Below are 14852 nucleotides of genomic sequence, written 5' to 3'. Positions count from 1 at the left end.
ATTCGATTTTGTGTATGGATATACAAAATCTATCATGAGGCCCGAGGCACCCTATCAAAAATCAAAAATCAAAAATCAAAAATCTCAAATAACTATCATATCGCAGGATGTGAAAGAGCTTTTTTGTTCACTTCTGTGGTCTGTTCAATCCATGAAAAAGGAGTCCCAAAAATGAATCAAATTTATCACATGAAACAAACTCAAGTTTTAAACGATGAAGAAAAGGATATGGTAAAAATTCCGAAGTCATATTTTTTGTTAGAAGGTGTGTCTTTGATACAGGTTGGTCTATTTGTCTAAAATCAAAATGCTATCGAGTAATGACGAAGGGCTTAATATCTAGGTTATGATGGCGGTGAACATACCATCATTGGAGATAGTGTTGAGCTATCTTTCCCAAATGGGAAAGAGCAAGCATCAAAGCTCCCTTTAAATTTGCCATCTTTTTATGGTTATAATGGGCTTAGGCTTACTTATGGTGAATTTGTCGCAATGCCTGATTTTTTTGGTATTGTGGACGTCCCTATCTCTGATGGCAAAACAGAAAGTGAAAGGAAGCAACGTTTTATAAATGCTTTTAATACTTTGGCTCAGGAAAAGCGTGCACTAATCGAGGTGCCAAAGCTGTTGAGTATTATTGAACAAGAAAAAAACTTGATTAATGATGCTCTAAATCGTGGTGAAGAACCATCCAAAGCATATAAAGAAATCAACAGCACGCTTAATAAAGAGTACAATATTGCAACAGGCGGTGGCTCTGTAATCAGCGCATATATTCCAAAGGGAAGAATGCTGCAGCTAAGTGAAACTAACTGGGATCATTTTGCTTATGGAGGCTACGCTTTTAAAGCTTATGCAGCTGGGCATGCAGTTGCAATTGACACAGCCATTGCGGCGCATAACGAAACTAACAATACAAAGCAAAGAATGTTGCTAGAGTTAGCTTACGCTCAAGATGGTTTTGCTAATCATTTTTTAACAGATACATTTGCTGCAGGTCATTTGAGAGCACCCAGAAAAGAGCTTGCTTTGGAAATATTTTCTACGACAGTTGGCGGGTTACTGGCTGGAACAATGCACAATGAAGAAAATTTATATGGATTAGAGGTTACCAATAACATAAAAAAAGATGGTAAAAGCCAAACTTGGCTGGCATATGGCGATGCTAGAGCATATGATAAAGAAAATAAACAAAATCTGGAGATGATGATAGAGGCTGTTCAAGTGTCGGTTGACGAAGTTTATAAAGCTTTCCAAACTGGTGTCTTGCCTAAGGAATATCGTGTAATAGATTACCTTCCCCGACCTGTGGAAACGTCAAACTATACTCCAATGTTTGAGTATAAGAATGGCGTTTTATATCATAGAAAACATTTATTTAAGCGCGTGCAAAATGACAAATTAGTTAAACTGAATCACCCATTAATGACACTACTTATTTTACAAGCTAAGCCAGACACTCGTTTTTGGCTCGATAATGGCGCATTAACAATTAAAGATGTGTTGCAACAGGATCAGCTTACTATTGCCCCGTAATTTTACAAATTTCGGCATTGACAATATCCTTGCCCATAATGACGCATTGTGTGGGGGCGTATTGCATACGTCCTTGCATTTATTCAAATAAAAGTTTTATCCAAAGTCGAGATTTAAGCCCGATAAATAATCGTGTGTAGAGATTAATTTTAATTTTTTAGGCTGCATTTGGATATGCTGTGGTATTATGCCGAGGGATAGAAAAAATCGGGAAAAGTAATATATTATGTCGAGTAAAAAAGTGGCAACAATTGATCTAGGTTCTAATAGCTTCCATATGCTTATTTCAGAAGTAACCACTGAAGGTGATATTAAAGAGCTTTATCGTGGCAAAAGTAAAGTACAGCTTAGGGCTGGACTTACCGAGAATATGGCGTTGACAGATGACGCAAAAGCGCGTGCTTTGGAATGTTTACAGAATTTTGCCTTATCAATTCAACACTATCAAGTTGATGAAGTTAAAGTTGTTGGCACCTATACATTAAGAAAAGCGAAAGAAAATATCCAAGACTTCTTAAGCCAGGCTGAGGTCATTTTAAATACTAAAATTGAAGTTATCTCAGGTGAAGAAGAAGCCCGTCTTGTCTATGTTGGGGCATCATCAGTCACGCAAGCCAGGAAAAAACAAGCACTTATTATCGATATTGGTGGTGGCTCAACCGAGCTTGTTATTGGTAAAGGTCAAGATTTAAAAGCACTAGTAAGTCTTGAGATGGGTTGTGTCAGCATACAAAGTCAGTTTTTTAATGATGGCTTGTTAAGTTTGTCAAATATTGCCCAGGCCATTACTTATGCGCACGGCTTAATTGACCCTGTTGCTGCAGAATACGTTCAAAAAGGCTGGGAAGTTGTGCTTGGTTCATCGGGGACCATTCGCTCTATTTCGGATTTGGCTCTGGCTAATAACTGGTCGGATGGTAGCATTATGCGTGAAGTATTAGAGAATCTGGCAGCAGAATTATTGCAAAAGAAGGTGGTGGCTAATATTCACTTTAATGGTCTACGCGCTGATCGTGAGAACATCTTAGCAGGCGGCTTTTGTGTGTTATATGCGCTTTTTAATCGTCTAGGGATTAAGAAAATGCTAAAGTCAGATGGGGCATTACGTGAAGGCATGCTGTACGAGATTGTAAACAATTACCAACAAAATAAGGATGCCAATGAATAAACTTCACGTCCCGCTGGCGTATCGAATGCGACCCAAAAGCATCAAAGACTATGTTGGGCAAAAGCATTTATTGGCTGAGCAAAAAGTTCTTGCAAGGATGCTTGATAAATCGCACATTGTCTCAATGATTTTATACGGTGATCCAGGGGTTGGGAAAACGACATTAGCCAAAGTATTAGCACATGAGCTTTCATGTCAATTCATTGAATTATCAGCTGTCAGCGCAGGAGTGAAAGACATCAAGCTTGCCGTTGAATCGGCAAAAGCGCATTTTATAGAACATCAGCAATCCACGATTTTATTTTTAGATGAGATTCACCGCTTTAACAAAGCACAACAAGATGCCTTGTTGCCACACGTAGAAAGTGGAGATTTAATATTGATTGGGGCAACGACAGAAAATCCATTTTTCTCTGTCAATAATGCTTTGCTATCACGTCTGACTGTGCTGCGTCTAAAGCCGTTGTCACTTGAGGATATAAGGGAGCTATTACAATATGTGCTGATCCATGATGAAGTTCTCTCACAATATGACTTAAGCTTGCCTACAGCAGTGATTGAGAAGATTTACCACTACGCGAAAGGTGACTGTCGGCAGGCATTAAATGTGCTTGAAATGTTATTTTTAATGGCGGACTTGACGCAGCCCACACAGCCAGTTGAGCTTGGTGAGGAGCTCCTTACGATTGCGTTGACTGAAAATGCGCATAAGCTTGATAAAGAGGGCGATTATTTTTATGATCAGCTGTCTGCTTTTCATAAGTCAGTTCGAGGATCAGATCCTGATGCGGCTATTTTTTGGTTAGCTAATATGATCGAAAGTGGGGCAGATCCTTTGGTTATTGCAAGGCGCATGTTATGTATTGCTTCAGAGGATATTGGTAATGCGGATCCTAGAGCCTTGACATTAGCGCTGGATGCCTGGCAGTGTTATGAGCGTCTGGGATTACCAGAAGGTCGATTGCCTTTGATTCAGGCGGCTATTTATCTGGCTTGTGCTCCCAAAAGTAATGCTTCTTATATGGCATATAAAAACGTATTTAGCGATTTAAAACGCTATGTAGATGTTAGCGTTCCATTGCATCTAAGAAATATAAAACCCGCGGGTGAATTAACAGGACAAAGTTATCAATATCCGCATGATTTCGCTGAAGGCTATGTTAAGCAGCGTTACTTGCCAGTGGGGGTTGATCAGCAATATTACTACCCAACGGATAGGGGGCTTGAGGCAAAAATTGGACAAAAAATATCGTATCTCAAATCTATGAATGATACCCCGAGCCAAAAGCCTTTCAAATATTGAAAAATGGCAACTACCTTAATGATTTATCTGTGTCAAGACTACCCCGTCAGCCTCACGCGCAGAGCTTGTGGCGTTCAAAGCTAAAGAAGCAAAACTGTTTGCTTCTTTCGGGCGCTTTTCACCCCCTTCGCTAACGAAGGGGAATTAAGCTACGATGGCTTCCAAAATTCCCCTTCACTAGTGAAGGGGTGCCGAGCCTGCCTGACCACTTTAAAGTGGTCAGGCCTGCGAGGCGGGGTAGTTAAGCTTTTAAGGTAGTTGCCATTGATTTAAGATATTAATGGCATTACTTTAATGACTAAACTTTCTGCACATAAGAGAGGAAAATGAAAAAATGGAAAAAACCATTCTAATCACAGGGAGCACCAAAGGAATTGGGCTGGCGACAGCTATCCACCTTCATCGTATTGGTTATAACGTTGTAGGGGTTGCCAGAAACAAATTTCATGGTGTCTTTCCTGGAGAACTTTATTTAGCAGATTTAGGCAATGCTGAAGAGACAGACCTAATTTTTAACAAAATTCTCCACAACCACTGTATCAACGGGGTTATTAATAACGTTGGATTTGCAAAACCACAACTGCTGGAGGAACTTGAGCTTACTGATTTCTATTCTGTACTTGATATTAATTTACGACCTGTTATACAAGCAGCAAAGATATTCACCCCAGGAATGAAAGAAAGGCGCTGGGGACGCGTTCTCAATATCGCTAGCCGAGCGGCATTGGGGAAAGTTGGCTGTTCTAGTTATACTACAGCAAAAGCGGGTGTAATAGGATTGACTCGTACTTTAGCTCTAGAATTGGCCAAAGACGGGATTACCGTTAATGCAATTGCGCCTGGTCCTATCAATACTGATCAATTTTTCACAAACCATCCTAAGGGAGGTGAACGAGAAAAGCATGTGATGTCTGGGATTCCGCTTGGTCGTGTTGGGGAACCAGATGAAATTGCCTATGCCATTGAGTTTTTCCTTAATGAAAAATCTGGATTTATTACGGGTCAGACTTTATTCATTGATGGTGGTGGAAGCATCTGAAGCGTGTAGAGTATGCTGTGCGGTCACACTTTTGTCGAGGACTTTGCTGAAACCAAGCATTATAGAGATTGATATGCTATGAAAATTACTTTTACTCCCTTAGCTGAATCACATTTTCCACTACTTCTAAAGTGGCTAGAGACGCCTCACGTCAAAAAATGGTGGGATCAGGATGTGAGGTATACGATAGATTTGGTGAAAGAAAAATTTGGGAAACACATCCACAGTAAACCTCTTTTAAAAAGTTCAGATCACAAAACATACGCTTATATCATGTGCTCAGGCGAAGAAATGATAGGTTACATACAGTCTTATAATGCCCGTGATTTCGCTCAAGAAAATAACGTAGACTTAAGCGCTATTTCTGGATCTATATGCGGCATAGATTTATTCATTGGAGAGTCACCATTCCTACACAAAGGATGGGGAGCGAAAATTTTAAATGAATTTGGGAGACAGGTATTAACCTCCCATTTTGATTGGTGTCTTATTGATCCAGCGACAGATAACCTAAGCGCAATTAAAGCCTTTACAAAGGCGGGGTTTGAAGTATTTGAGCAATTTAAAACACAATCTACCACTTGGATGATTAAGCAATTACTTCCTCTTTATTTTACATACGATCCAAACCAAATTTTTGATGAAAAATCATCTAAAGCTTTGATAAACACATGCAAAGATTTAACCAGTATCGAAGAAGATTTTAAAAAACATAATATTTACACCAAACAAGATGACAAAATCGTCGCAGGTGCTATCGCTTATATTCATGGAAAAATATTATGGCTCGATTCTATTTATGTTGAAGAAAGATTGCAAAACAAAGGGCTGGGTAGAGAGCTCATAATCAAATTATTAGAGCTCGGTAAAGCGCATAATCTTCGTGAAATTCAGCTAAACACTTATTTCCCCAAAGCCTGTCAGTTTTTCAAAAAATGTGGGTTTGAAGAAGTGGCTGTTATTCCAAATTGGAAATACGATCTGACCTGCTATTTGATGAGGAAGGCGATATGAAAGGTGTTGTCATCAGGTCTTTTGAAGAAAAAGACGCCATCTCTGTTGAGAACCTTCTGAAAATCATCGGCTGGGCTGATCAGTATGTGCAGGGGCAATTAATAGGGATGCAAAAGCTTTTTCGCAGTCAAACAGGAGAAGTGTTTGTCGCCATTCACGAACAAGTTGTCGTTGGCTTTATTCAGGCTGAACATCATACTTGGAATACGTTGACACAATTACAGGGTCTTGTTGTGCGTCCTGATTCCAGAAGACTAGGGATTGCTAAAAACCTTGTTGAGCAAGTGAAGCTTTCTTCTAAAAACAGGCAACAACGGGGCATTTACGTTGACACCCCTGTTGATAATGTTGAGGGCAGAAAATTTTACACCTCAGTCGGTTTTACTGAAGCCTACATTATGCCTCAGTTTTATGAGTCTGATCTTAATGGAGTAACGTTTCAAAAGTTTTTTGATGAAGAGTTTACTTCTCATCATGGGGCGGTATTGGAAGAACTCAAATCAAGAGAACCGATTTTTCATCATCCTGAAAAACTTGGGAAGACAAAACAAGATATTGAAGCTCAAATGTGTGATGAATTTTGGGAGGTTGGTGCATCAGGTAATGTCTACACCAAAAAAGATGTCATAGATACTCTGCTTAAGCGTTATAGTGAACGAGAGTATCAAGATATTTGGGAAGCAAAAGACTTTACCCTCACCCAAATTGCCGCAGATAATTATTTGCTCACCTACGTTCTTATTCAAAACAAAACAAGAATGACCAGAAGATCAACGATTTGGCGAAGAGTAAATGGTGCTTGGAAAATTCTCTATCACCAAGGCACTGTAATCGATGGAGACAAGGAGTGACTAAAAACATTACCACCCAAGAATACAATACGTTTCTTGCCGATCTAAAAAATCGTGTTGCAGCGTCAAGATATAAAGCGGCGCTTAGCGTCAATAAAGAGCTTATTCTGCTTTATCATCACATAGGCACGCAAATACTTGAAGCCCAAGGCAGGCAAGGCTGGGGAACCAAGGTCATTGAGCAATTATCAAGAGATTTACGCTCTGAGTTTCCTGATATGAAAGGCTTTAGCCCCCAAAATCTGAAATATATGCGCAAATTCGCCGAGGAATATAAGGCAGAGGAAATTGGTCAACAGGCTGTTGACCAAATACCTTGGGGTCATATTGTAACCTTGATATACGCTATATCAGGCAAAACCGAGCGACATTTTTATATTAAAGGCACTCTGCAAAATGGGTGGTCTCGCAATGTGCTATCAATGCAAATTGAAACAAACTTATTTAAACGCCAAGGCAATGCGGTGACAAATTTTCAAGATAAATTGCCTATGCGGCAGTCTGATTTAGCACAAGCCACCTTAAAAAATCCATATCTCTTTGATTTCTTGAGCCTTGGAAAAAATGCCCACGAACGTGAGGTAGAAAAAGGATTAGTAGCCCATATTGAGAAATTCCTCCTTGAGCTTGGTGAAGGTTTTGCGTTTTTAGGCAGGCAATACCACCTTCAAATTGAAGATCAAGATTTTTACATTGACCTCCTGTTTTACCACATCAAGCTACGCTGTTTTGTGGTGATCGAGCTAAAATCTGGGAAGTTCAAGCCAGAATATGCAGGCAAAATGAATTTCTATCTTTCCGCTGTTGATGATCTTGTAAAGCACGAAACAGATCAACCCTCTATAGGGCTGATTCTGTGTAAAAGTAAAAATAATGTTCTTGCAGAATATGCCTTGCGTGACATGACAAAACCAATAGGTCTTGCTGAATATAGGCTTGAAGATGCACTACCAGAAAATCTCAAAACCGCATTACCAACAATCGAAGAACTTGAAGCTGAGCTTGCAAAAGACTTGGGTGGTGAGGATGAGTAAACTGCCTGAAATCCATTTTGAAAAAGCCAGCGTAAGTCACGTTGACATTATATTTGACTGGCTTTCTGAACCTTTTATTCAGGAATTTTGGGATAATACACAAGGTCATAAAGACGATATTTTAAGTTTTGTTAATGGTCGAAGAGAACCTTCAAATTATTGTGATGGCAAATATGTTTACTGGATAGCAAGCTGTAATGCTCATCCGTTTGCCATGCTAATGACGATCCAAGAAACAGCAGAAGATCATGAGGGTGGCATCAAATTAAACCACCTTTCAAAAACTGGTAATACGCATGGTATCGATTACATGATCGGGGATAAACACTATTTTGGCAGAGGCTATGGTGCCAAAACGTTATCAGAGTTTCTTGATTTCTTCAGAAGAGAATTCGACGTATCCGCAGATACATTCATCATAGACCCAGCAGCCGATAACCCAAGAGCAAGGCACGTTTACATGAAAGCAGGTTTTGAGTATATTGCTGACTTTGTGATGGATGGAGATTGTAGCGGGAGTGGCAAATTACATCACTTACTCATCAAAAAAATTGAACCAATCATCCTTGCGATAGGTGATCTCAATGGAGTACAGCTAACAGGAGAAAAATTGTTGCTAGAAACCCTGAGCATGGAATATGCCGAAGATATCTGTAAAAATTTTACAGCCAAAATCACAAGGTGGATGTGGTCAAGCGCTCCTAAAACGCAGGCGCAAATTAATCAACATATTTTAGAGCAGCAACAAGCGATGTCTAAGGGAGAGGAATTAGCATTGCTTGTTTTGAAAAAAGAGTCGCAAGAGTTTGTAGGCTACATTGCAATCCATGCGTTAAATACAGCCACTCCAGAAATGGGGATTTGGCTTAAAGAAGAAGCTCACGGTCAAGGTTATGGATTTGAAGCATTGTCATTATTAAAAGATTGGGCAGAGGAAAATCTATCATTTAATTACTTAAAATACCCCGTTGAAAAAAATAATTTTGCCAGCAGAGCGCTTGCAGAAAAATTGGGAGGGAAAGTAGAGGCTGAATATATTAAGAAAAGCGAATCTGGTCAGATCTTGGACGAAGTTGAATATCGGTTTTATAAAACAGGCACAGTCAAAATGGATAAATTAAAAGCTAATTCTATATAGGGTGATGAGGTTGGTTTATGAACTAGTTTAGACAGGACAATTCATGTGTTCTTACTTAGGGCAGTTTATTTACTCTCTACAATTATTTGATTCTGTATTGACAAAGTATTCCTAATATAATACAACCTCCTTATTCCTTTTTTATCTTCTCAAATGATCATAGGAGGTTTTATGAGAAAAAAAGTTTCGCTCGATGAATTTGAGCAAGAGATTGAAAATAATCTTGAATCTATGCAGCCAATTCCAGATATGGAAGCTGAGATAACGTTGTTGAAAAAAGCTGCCAAACGTTATATGAAAACTAAAAAATTGGTGACCATTAGAATTCATGAAGCCGATTTGGAAGCAATGCAAATTAAAGCTTCTAAGCTAGGTATACCGTATCAAACTTATATCAACATGGTGCTTCATAAAGACGCGATCACGGGATGGTAATCTGATGAAATTTAAGTATAGCGAGGAAAAAAATTCGTGGTTGCTTGAACAAAGAGGGATTGGATTTGCCGAGATGATTACTGAAATTGAAAAAGGTAACATCATTGATATTGTTATGCACACTAATCAAACACGATATCCACATCAGCGCGTTATGCGTATTTTGTGTTTGGGTACCGTTTATTGTGTTCCGTATGTTAAAGACACAGAGGATGTGTTTTTTCTAAAAACGCTTTACCCCAGTCGTAAAGCGACAAAAGAATATTTAAGGCAGTTGAAAGAGGAATAATGGAACGGATCACTATGATTACAAGAGTCCCCACCTGAAGCCATAAAAACTATCGAAGGTAAATTATGATCAAAATTGACATGATTAAAAAGCATACAGACGCTATCCCAGCACTCACTCATATTTGGCATGAAGTATTGGGTAAAATCTGGGTTCCTGAGGTACCCGTTGAACGTGTTATCACAAGGTTTGCAGATCACTTGAATGATCAAGCTTTACCAATCACTTTTATTGCATTAGGTGGCGATTTACCGGTTGGCATGTGCTCTTTGCGTGAAAATGATGGCATTCGTTCAGATCTTACTCCTTGGCTCGGTTCACTTGTCCTCGATCCAAAACATCAAAAGCAAGGCATTGGCAGGATGCTGATTGATGTGGCTGTGCAGAAAGCAAAAGAGCTTGGCTTTGAAAAACTGTACTTGTTTGCTTTTGATCTCACGATACCAGAGTACTACGAACGTCTTGGATGGAGGAAAATCGGTATGGATGAATTTAAATCTCATCCTGTGACGGTGATGGAGGTAGAGTTATGAACGACAAATCGATTATGCCAACTCTTGATCTTGCGCGCAAACTCATAAATTCAGCGACTTGCCTATCGTTGATGTTGAGAAACAAAGGCGTGCCTCGCTTTATCGTCATTCCCGCGCATGCGGGAATCCAGAACAATATGGAAAAGGTAGTAAATGAAACGCTGTTGGGTATATATTCTGGCTTCTAAAAGAAATGGTACTCTTTATATTTGGTGTGACAAGCAATTTATCTCGTCGTGTTTATGAGCATAAGGAAAAATTGATTGAATGACAAAAAATCTGAGCCTGGTCAGCATAACTGGTGGCGCGGTGATCATGTCAGCGTTTACGATAAAGGAGCGCGAGAACAGATCGCAGAGCTAGCTGAGATTATAGATGCAGGCAAAGCATTAGCTTTATGGGATCAGGCGTATGCGACGAGATGGAATAAGGCGCCCATATGGATTCATGGGGATTTTGCGATTGGCAATATACTGATGGATGGTGGAAAACTATCAGCAGTCATTGACTTTGGCGGCGCTGCCGTTGGCGATCCTGCCTGTGACTTAGTAATTGCCTGGACGTATTTGAGCGGTAAAGCACGTAAGATTTTTATTTCTGAAATGGATATGGATACTGATACATGGCTTCGTGCACGTGCCTGGGCACTTTGGAAAGCAACATTTGAGCTTTGTCAGATAACATATAAGAATAGCCCTGAAGCTGGCTTACAAAAACGAATTATTGATGAGGTTATGAATGGATAAAACTTTAGATACCTATCTTCAGTCTTTGCATGGAGGTTTACGATTTAAGCAATCCTAATCCATCCGAAGATGCTTATGCTTTTTTTCGCAAGTTACTTAACGTGAGTTCGACATAAAAATCTTGCCAAAGCATCGTCTTTTCAAGAGTTGCTGAGTTAGTGGGCACTTAAAAATGCTCGAATTAGCGCATCTTACGTGCAGAAACTTAGTAGGGTGGATAAGCCGCAGGCGCATCCACCAATACTTAACCTGTTTGCTTTTCCGCGTGGATGCGCCTGCGGCTTATCCACCCTACTACTATTGTTGGGCAAAAAAGATTGAGTGTTTTATGAACCGTAACTCCGAACTGAGGTTACTTACATTTTTACATATGGCAGTATAACTGAATGAAGATTAGCAATGGTGGTCAAGCATAAAAAACATAAACGTCGTATTTTTATCCATGTAGACGGTTACAACTGAAGTACAGGATATTATGAGTTACAAAGAACGAGTCGACAGAGTGATTGATTTCATAGGCAAGCATCTTGATGAAGAGCTTGAGCTGGATGAGCTTTGCCGTATCGCTTGCTTCTCAAAATATCACTTTCATCGGTTGTTTACAGTTTATACAGGGTTACCTCTCATGGGCTATATCAAGTGGCTAAGGCTTAAACGCGCGGCCCACCAATTGATTGTGCATAAAGAGGCAACAATTATTAACATTGCTGTAGATGCTGGATTTGAGTCCCATGAAGCATTTAGTCGTGCTTTTAAACAAGTTTGCGGGCAAAGCCCAAGCGAGTTTAGGTGTAAGGCTAATTGGGAAAGATTTGAAAATCCGCCACAGCCATTACATATCAAAGGTGAAAAAATTATGACAATAACGATTAAAAAACTACCAGCTAAAAGAGTTGCTGTGATGGAGCATCATGGAGATCCCGTGAGATTATCCGACACGCTTGATAAGCTCATGACGTGGGTAAAGGCACAGTCAATTAACCTAAAACCAAAACCAGGAGAAGCTTTTGGTTTTGGCTATCATGACCCAAAAGAAGTAAAACCAGAAGAGTTTCGTTTTGATTTGGCGCTTAGCGTCCCCCAAGAGTTTAAATTGAATAATCAGGTTATCGAAAAAACGCTACCTGCTGGGAGGTATGCTGTCACTACGCATAAAGGTTCTCGTGATAATATTGGAGATACGATTTATGGTCTCTATCGCGATTGGTTGCCGCAGTCAGGCGAAGAGTTAGGTGATCTACCTTGCATATTCTGTTATTACAATTTTGATCATGAGGTAGCTGAAACAGAACTTTTGACAGAAATTCGAGTGCTTCTTAAATAGGGTTTTATGCAACAAGTGATGCCTAAAGCAAAATAGTCACACTTGACTGAGTTATCTCCTCGTTCCCACGAATTATTTTTCGGTGGGGCATATTTTGTCCGAGGATGTTCTTAACCTCCCCAAAATATATCAATCCTTAAAATCCCCCACAGGATATAGTGATGGATATTATGATTCTTGGAAGGGATCATTTAGCTTCATGTTTGAGTTAGAGGTGCAAAAAGAGGCAAAATCCAGCGCTTATTTGTTGCACATGTTTCATATGCGGTCTTATATAGAGTTCGATATAAGACAAATAGTCGACACCTCTGAATCAGGATCTAGTGAGGCTTATCACGCTCCAAATGACGAGCTCTTTTCTAAAGAAGATATTCATTATTTTTGTAATTTTTTCACCGGTTTTTTATTGGGATATGCAGAGGCGATTACACAAGCAATACGTAAAGTATTTATGGAATAAGCTATATATGATGATAGTGGCAATAGCTATTTGGTCGAGTAAGAAAAAACGGAAAAGAACTTGCTGATTGGTCGCTTATCTTTACTAGGTTGCAGGGCTGTTTTGCTTTACTACACTCATTCTAACCCTTATGGCTACTGAATTCCATACCAACAAGAAACGCAGAAGAGCCCAGTCATTTTGATGACTTTAATTCAATGGTCTTGATCTTCAAACATATCTTATTTACACTGAATTCGCTAACATGACATCACAAACAAATAAGGAATAAAATAATGCCCCAAAAAAAACTGATAACATTTAATAACCGTGGAAAAGCATTTTTAGGTGCTCCTGTAGGTGGGAGGTGCTTTGGAGCTGTCGTTAACTTTTCACACAACCAGCTCGTAAAAAAAACAAAAGATGCTTATGTAAGTTCAACTATTGCTGATCTGATACAAACTAAAGTTAGTCTAATAAAAGAAGATGAAGATAAAATTTATGCTGAACAGTTTTTAGAAAGTAAAACTTTATTCAAATCAAATACCATGGAGACCTTAGCAAATTTAATTATCAATTCTCCTCCAGGGCTTTATAATATAGAGATGCGACACGATAAAAAAGAAACAGGTCATATAATAGCAGTTAATGTAATTAACAGCGAAAAATCGTTATACTTTGAACCTAATAAAGGAGTATATGAAATATCAACACATGAACTTTCAAAGTATTTCAAAACACATGATGAAAAGGGGAGGTATAACCATTTTACTTTAAACCAAATTAATGAAATTTCGTCTAAAAAGGCGTACGAAATAATGAATATGAAATCGAAAGACAAAAATTGGTCAAATAATATTGTAGAGGGATATTTTACGGAAACAAAAGAGCCTTTCAACACACCCTTCAAGACTATGTTTGAATCAAAACAAGACTTTGAAAACCGAATTAACCAAAATTACTCAATAAACAGGTAAGTTCTGTCGCAGAGTACCGTTCCAGCAAAATGATGCCTGATTACCCAAAGCTACTTTGCGCTTTCTTTAAACTTGCTAGACAGGCTGAGAAAACCTGGTCGAGATTAAGAGGCCATCAGCGACTGGCTGAGGTGATTAATATGGTTAAATTTATTGATGGGATCTCTGAGCATGAAGTAGACAAAATAAAACAGGATAAACAAAATGCCGCTTAAGCCATACACTAAATTTGACAATAACTCGTTAAATTGGAATAGATTGCATACTCGTCTGTATATACCTTGCTACCAGGCTGTATGCACGCTTCAATATGCGGTTTAATCGTCTTTTGTTTGACATCAGGAGGCATCTGAATAACCACTTCTCCTCCACGTTGAATCATCCCAAATATAGGAGGCTTTTCTTTCTCCAAAGTGCCTCGACCTCTTGCTCCTTTCAATCGGTTTCTCCTGCCTTTGCGACCTTTTTTAACCTGAGCTGGCTGACCTTTTGTGTCCGGCAACAACGTACACTTCATCGCATACATTATCACCTTTAAGTAAAACCAACTCGCTGATTTCAGCAATTCCTTCTCAGAGTTCAATCGTTTTGTGATAGATATATCAATTTGCAAGTTTTATGTTCGTTGAATATTATTACTTCTTCAATCGCTGCGAGCCATGGATAGCGGAACGCGAGGGCGAGTAGACCCGGGTAGCCTTGCGCTGTTGATCAGCAAGCGACGTGCCGAAGGCGCCAGAGCGAAGTCTGTGAAAAAGCTTTTACCCAAGGCGTAGAGTAGAATCGGAAACGTGTTGTCTGTTCGGAATGAGCGTAGCGAATTTGTGAGGACAAGCACCGTTGAGGCGGGCGGCCCGGGCAAAATTTATACCGCCGAGGATAGCCGATTCGATTTTGTGTATGGATATACAAAATCTATCATGAGGCCCGAGGCACCCTATTTATTTTCATTTGTTATACTTTAATACTTGTTGTATTATTAATTACTTTGAGACTAGCTACTAATGTGGAACCGACAGTTTTATA

At 39.3% G+C, this 14852-nt stretch carries 18 protein-coding genes and 1 pseudogene; 18 read left to right on the top strand and 1 reads right to left on the bottom strand.

Features of this window, described 5'->3' with window-relative positions; all coding sequences use genetic code 11:
- The 18 genes and pseudogenes from CU053_RS06510 to CU053_RS04045 all read left to right on the top strand — a co-directional run.
- Positions 1-300, top strand: a 300-nt coding sequence (locus CU053_RS06510; protein ID WP_233263334.1) for a hypothetical protein, incomplete at its 5' end; no start/stop codon positions are given.
- 192 nt (positions 301-492) lie between these two features.
- Complete coding sequence (locus tag CU053_RS04125) at positions 493-1536, top strand: phospholipase (RefSeq protein WP_158106993.1); 1044 nt, start codon at positions 493-495, stop codon at positions 1534-1536.
- A gap of 226 nt (positions 1537-1762) precedes the next feature.
- Entirely contained in the window at positions 1763-2704 is a 942-nt protein-coding gene (locus CU053_RS04120) for a Ppx/GppA family phosphatase (RefSeq protein ID WP_100551488.1), read from the top strand.
- The gene (locus CU053_RS04115) at positions 2697-4007 is read left to right on the top strand and encodes a replication-associated recombination protein A (protein ID WP_100551487.1); all 1311 of its coding nucleotides are present in this window, start codon (positions 2697-2699) and stop codon (positions 4005-4007) included. The genes CU053_RS04120 and CU053_RS04115 overlap by 8 nt, the downstream gene beginning before the upstream one ends.
- Positions 4008-4341: 334 nt before the next feature.
- A complete protein-coding gene (locus CU053_RS04110) occupies positions 4342-5046 on the top strand; it encodes an SDR family oxidoreductase (protein ID WP_100551486.1) in 705 nt (234 codons plus the stop codon).
- 78 nt (positions 5047-5124) lie between these two features.
- On the top strand, positions 5125-6060 hold the full coding sequence (locus CU053_RS04105; RefSeq protein ID WP_100551485.1) for a GNAT family N-acetyltransferase: 936 nt from the start codon (positions 5125-5127) through the stop codon (positions 6058-6060).
- Positions 6057-6911 carry a GNAT family N-acetyltransferase gene (locus tag CU053_RS04100; RefSeq protein WP_100551484.1) on the top strand — a complete coding sequence of 285 codons (855 nt, stop codon included), beginning with the start codon at positions 6057-6059 and terminating at the stop codon, positions 6909-6911. The genes CU053_RS04105 and CU053_RS04100 overlap by 4 nt, the downstream gene beginning before the upstream one ends.
- The gene (locus CU053_RS04095) at positions 6908-7945 is read left to right on the top strand and encodes a PDDEXK nuclease domain-containing protein (protein ID WP_100551483.1); all 1038 of its coding nucleotides are present in this window, start codon (positions 6908-6910) and stop codon (positions 7943-7945) included. The genes CU053_RS04100 and CU053_RS04095 overlap by 4 nt, the downstream gene beginning before the upstream one ends.
- On the top strand, positions 7938-9083 hold the full coding sequence (locus CU053_RS06470) for a GNAT family N-acetyltransferase (RefSeq protein WP_199244207.1): 1146 nt from the start codon (positions 7938-7940) through the stop codon (positions 9081-9083). The genes CU053_RS04095 and CU053_RS06470 overlap by 8 nt, the downstream gene beginning before the upstream one ends.
- Positions 9084-9254: 171 nt before the next feature.
- Entirely contained in the window at positions 9255-9518 is a 264-nt protein-coding gene (locus CU053_RS04085) for a CopG family antitoxin (protein ID WP_100551482.1), read from the top strand.
- A 4-nt stretch (positions 9519-9522) separates the two neighbouring features.
- Positions 9523-9807: a toxin gene (locus CU053_RS04080; protein WP_199244206.1), complete on the top strand. Its 285-nt coding sequence runs from the start codon at positions 9523-9525 to the stop codon at positions 9805-9807.
- A 65-nt stretch (positions 9808-9872) separates the two neighbouring features.
- Positions 9873-10340 carry a GNAT family N-acetyltransferase gene (locus CU053_RS04075; protein ID WP_100551480.1) on the top strand — a complete coding sequence of 156 codons (468 nt, stop codon included), beginning with the start codon at positions 9873-9875 and terminating at the stop codon, positions 10338-10340.
- Entirely contained in the window at positions 10337-10528 is a 192-nt protein-coding gene (locus CU053_RS04070) for a hypothetical protein (RefSeq protein WP_100551479.1), read from the top strand. The genes CU053_RS04075 and CU053_RS04070 overlap by 4 nt, the downstream gene beginning before the upstream one ends.
- A 75-nt stretch (positions 10529-10603) precedes the next feature.
- Positions 10604-11086, top strand: a complete 483-nt coding sequence (locus CU053_RS04065) for a phosphotransferase (RefSeq protein ID WP_199244205.1) — start codon at positions 10604-10606, stop codon at positions 11084-11086.
- A gap of 475 nt (positions 11087-11561) precedes the next feature.
- Positions 11562-12410 carry an AraC family transcriptional regulator gene (locus CU053_RS04060; RefSeq protein WP_100551478.1) on the top strand — a complete coding sequence of 283 codons (849 nt, stop codon included), beginning with the start codon at positions 11562-11564 and terminating at the stop codon, positions 12408-12410.
- A gap of 199 nt (positions 12411-12609) precedes the next feature.
- Positions 12610-12870, top strand: coding sequence for a hypothetical protein (locus CU053_RS04055; protein ID WP_100551477.1), 261 nt, complete (start codon positions 12610-12612; stop codon positions 12868-12870).
- Positions 12871-13145: 275 nt separating this feature from the next.
- Entirely contained in the window at positions 13146-13826 is a 681-nt protein-coding gene (locus CU053_RS04050; protein ID WP_100551476.1) for a hypothetical protein, read from the top strand.
- A 50-nt stretch (positions 13827-13876) separates the two neighbouring features.
- Positions 13877-14041 (top strand): annotated as a pseudogene (locus CU053_RS04045) (IS256-like element IS4502 family transposase); the annotation flags it as partial.
- Between the two features lie 8 nt (positions 14042-14049).
- Here the strand turns inward: CU053_RS04045 and CU053_RS04040 are convergent.
- Positions 14050-14343: a transposase gene (locus CU053_RS04040; protein ID WP_158106992.1), complete on the bottom strand. Its 294-nt coding sequence runs from the start codon at positions 14341-14343 to the stop codon at positions 14050-14052.
- Positions 14344-14852 lie beyond the last annotated feature (509 nt).

The sequence above is a fragment of the Caedibacter taeniospiralis genome, assembly GCF_002803295.2.
GTDB lineage: Bacteria > Pseudomonadota > Gammaproteobacteria > Francisellales > Francisellaceae > Caedibacter > Caedibacter taeniospiralis.
Note: the sequence above shows the minus strand (reverse complement) of the source record. Positions and strands in the feature narration are given on the sequence as shown.

Excerpts from the sequence above, each read along its gene's own strand:
- CU053_RS04120 (WP_100551488.1), top strand. The coding sequence starts at position 1,763 with ATGTCGAGTAAAAAAGTGGCAACAATTGATCTAGGTTCTAATAGCTTC.
- CU053_RS04115 (WP_100551487.1), top strand. The coding sequence starts at position 2,697 with ATGAATAAACTTCACGTCCCGCTGGCGTATCGAATGCGACCCAAAAGC.
- CU053_RS04110 (WP_100551486.1), top strand. The coding sequence starts at position 4,342 with ATGGAAAAAACCATTCTAATCACAGGGAGCACCAAAGGAATTGGGCTG.
- CU053_RS04080 (WP_199244206.1), top strand. The coding sequence starts at position 9,523 with ATGAAATTTAAGTATAGCGAGGAAAAAAATTCGTGGTTGCTTGAACAA.
- CU053_RS04050 (WP_100551476.1), top strand. The coding sequence starts at position 13,146 with ATGCCCCAAAAAAAACTGATAACATTTAATAACCGTGGAAAAGCATTT.
- CU053_RS04055 (WP_100551477.1), top strand. The coding sequence starts at position 12,610 with ATGTTTGAGTTAGAGGTGCAAAAAGAGGCAAAATCCAGCGCTTATTTG.
- CU053_RS04100 (WP_100551484.1), top strand. The coding sequence starts at position 6,057 with ATGAAAGGTGTTGTCATCAGGTCTTTTGAAGAAAAAGACGCCATCTCT.
- CU053_RS04125 (WP_158106993.1), top strand. The coding sequence starts at position 493 with ATGCCTGATTTTTTTGGTATTGTGGACGTCCCTATCTCTGATGGCAAA.
- CU053_RS04075 (WP_100551480.1), top strand. The coding sequence starts at position 9,873 with ATGATCAAAATTGACATGATTAAAAAGCATACAGACGCTATCCCAGCA.
- CU053_RS04085 (WP_100551482.1), top strand. The coding sequence starts at position 9,255 with ATGAGAAAAAAAGTTTCGCTCGATGAATTTGAGCAAGAGATTGAAAAT.
- CU053_RS04105 (WP_100551485.1), top strand. The coding sequence starts at position 5,125 with ATGAAAATTACTTTTACTCCCTTAGCTGAATCACATTTTCCACTACTT.
- CU053_RS04060 (WP_100551478.1), top strand. The coding sequence starts at position 11,562 with ATGAGTTACAAAGAACGAGTCGACAGAGTGATTGATTTCATAGGCAAG.
- CU053_RS06470 (WP_199244207.1), top strand. The coding sequence starts at position 7,938 with ATGAGTAAACTGCCTGAAATCCATTTTGAAAAAGCCAGCGTAAGTCAC.
- CU053_RS04040 (WP_158106992.1), bottom strand. The coding sequence starts at position 14,343 with ATGAAGTGTACGTTGTTGCCGGACACAAAAGGTCAGCCAGCTCAGGTT.
- CU053_RS04070 (WP_100551479.1), top strand. The coding sequence starts at position 10,337 with ATGAACGACAAATCGATTATGCCAACTCTTGATCTTGCGCGCAAACTC.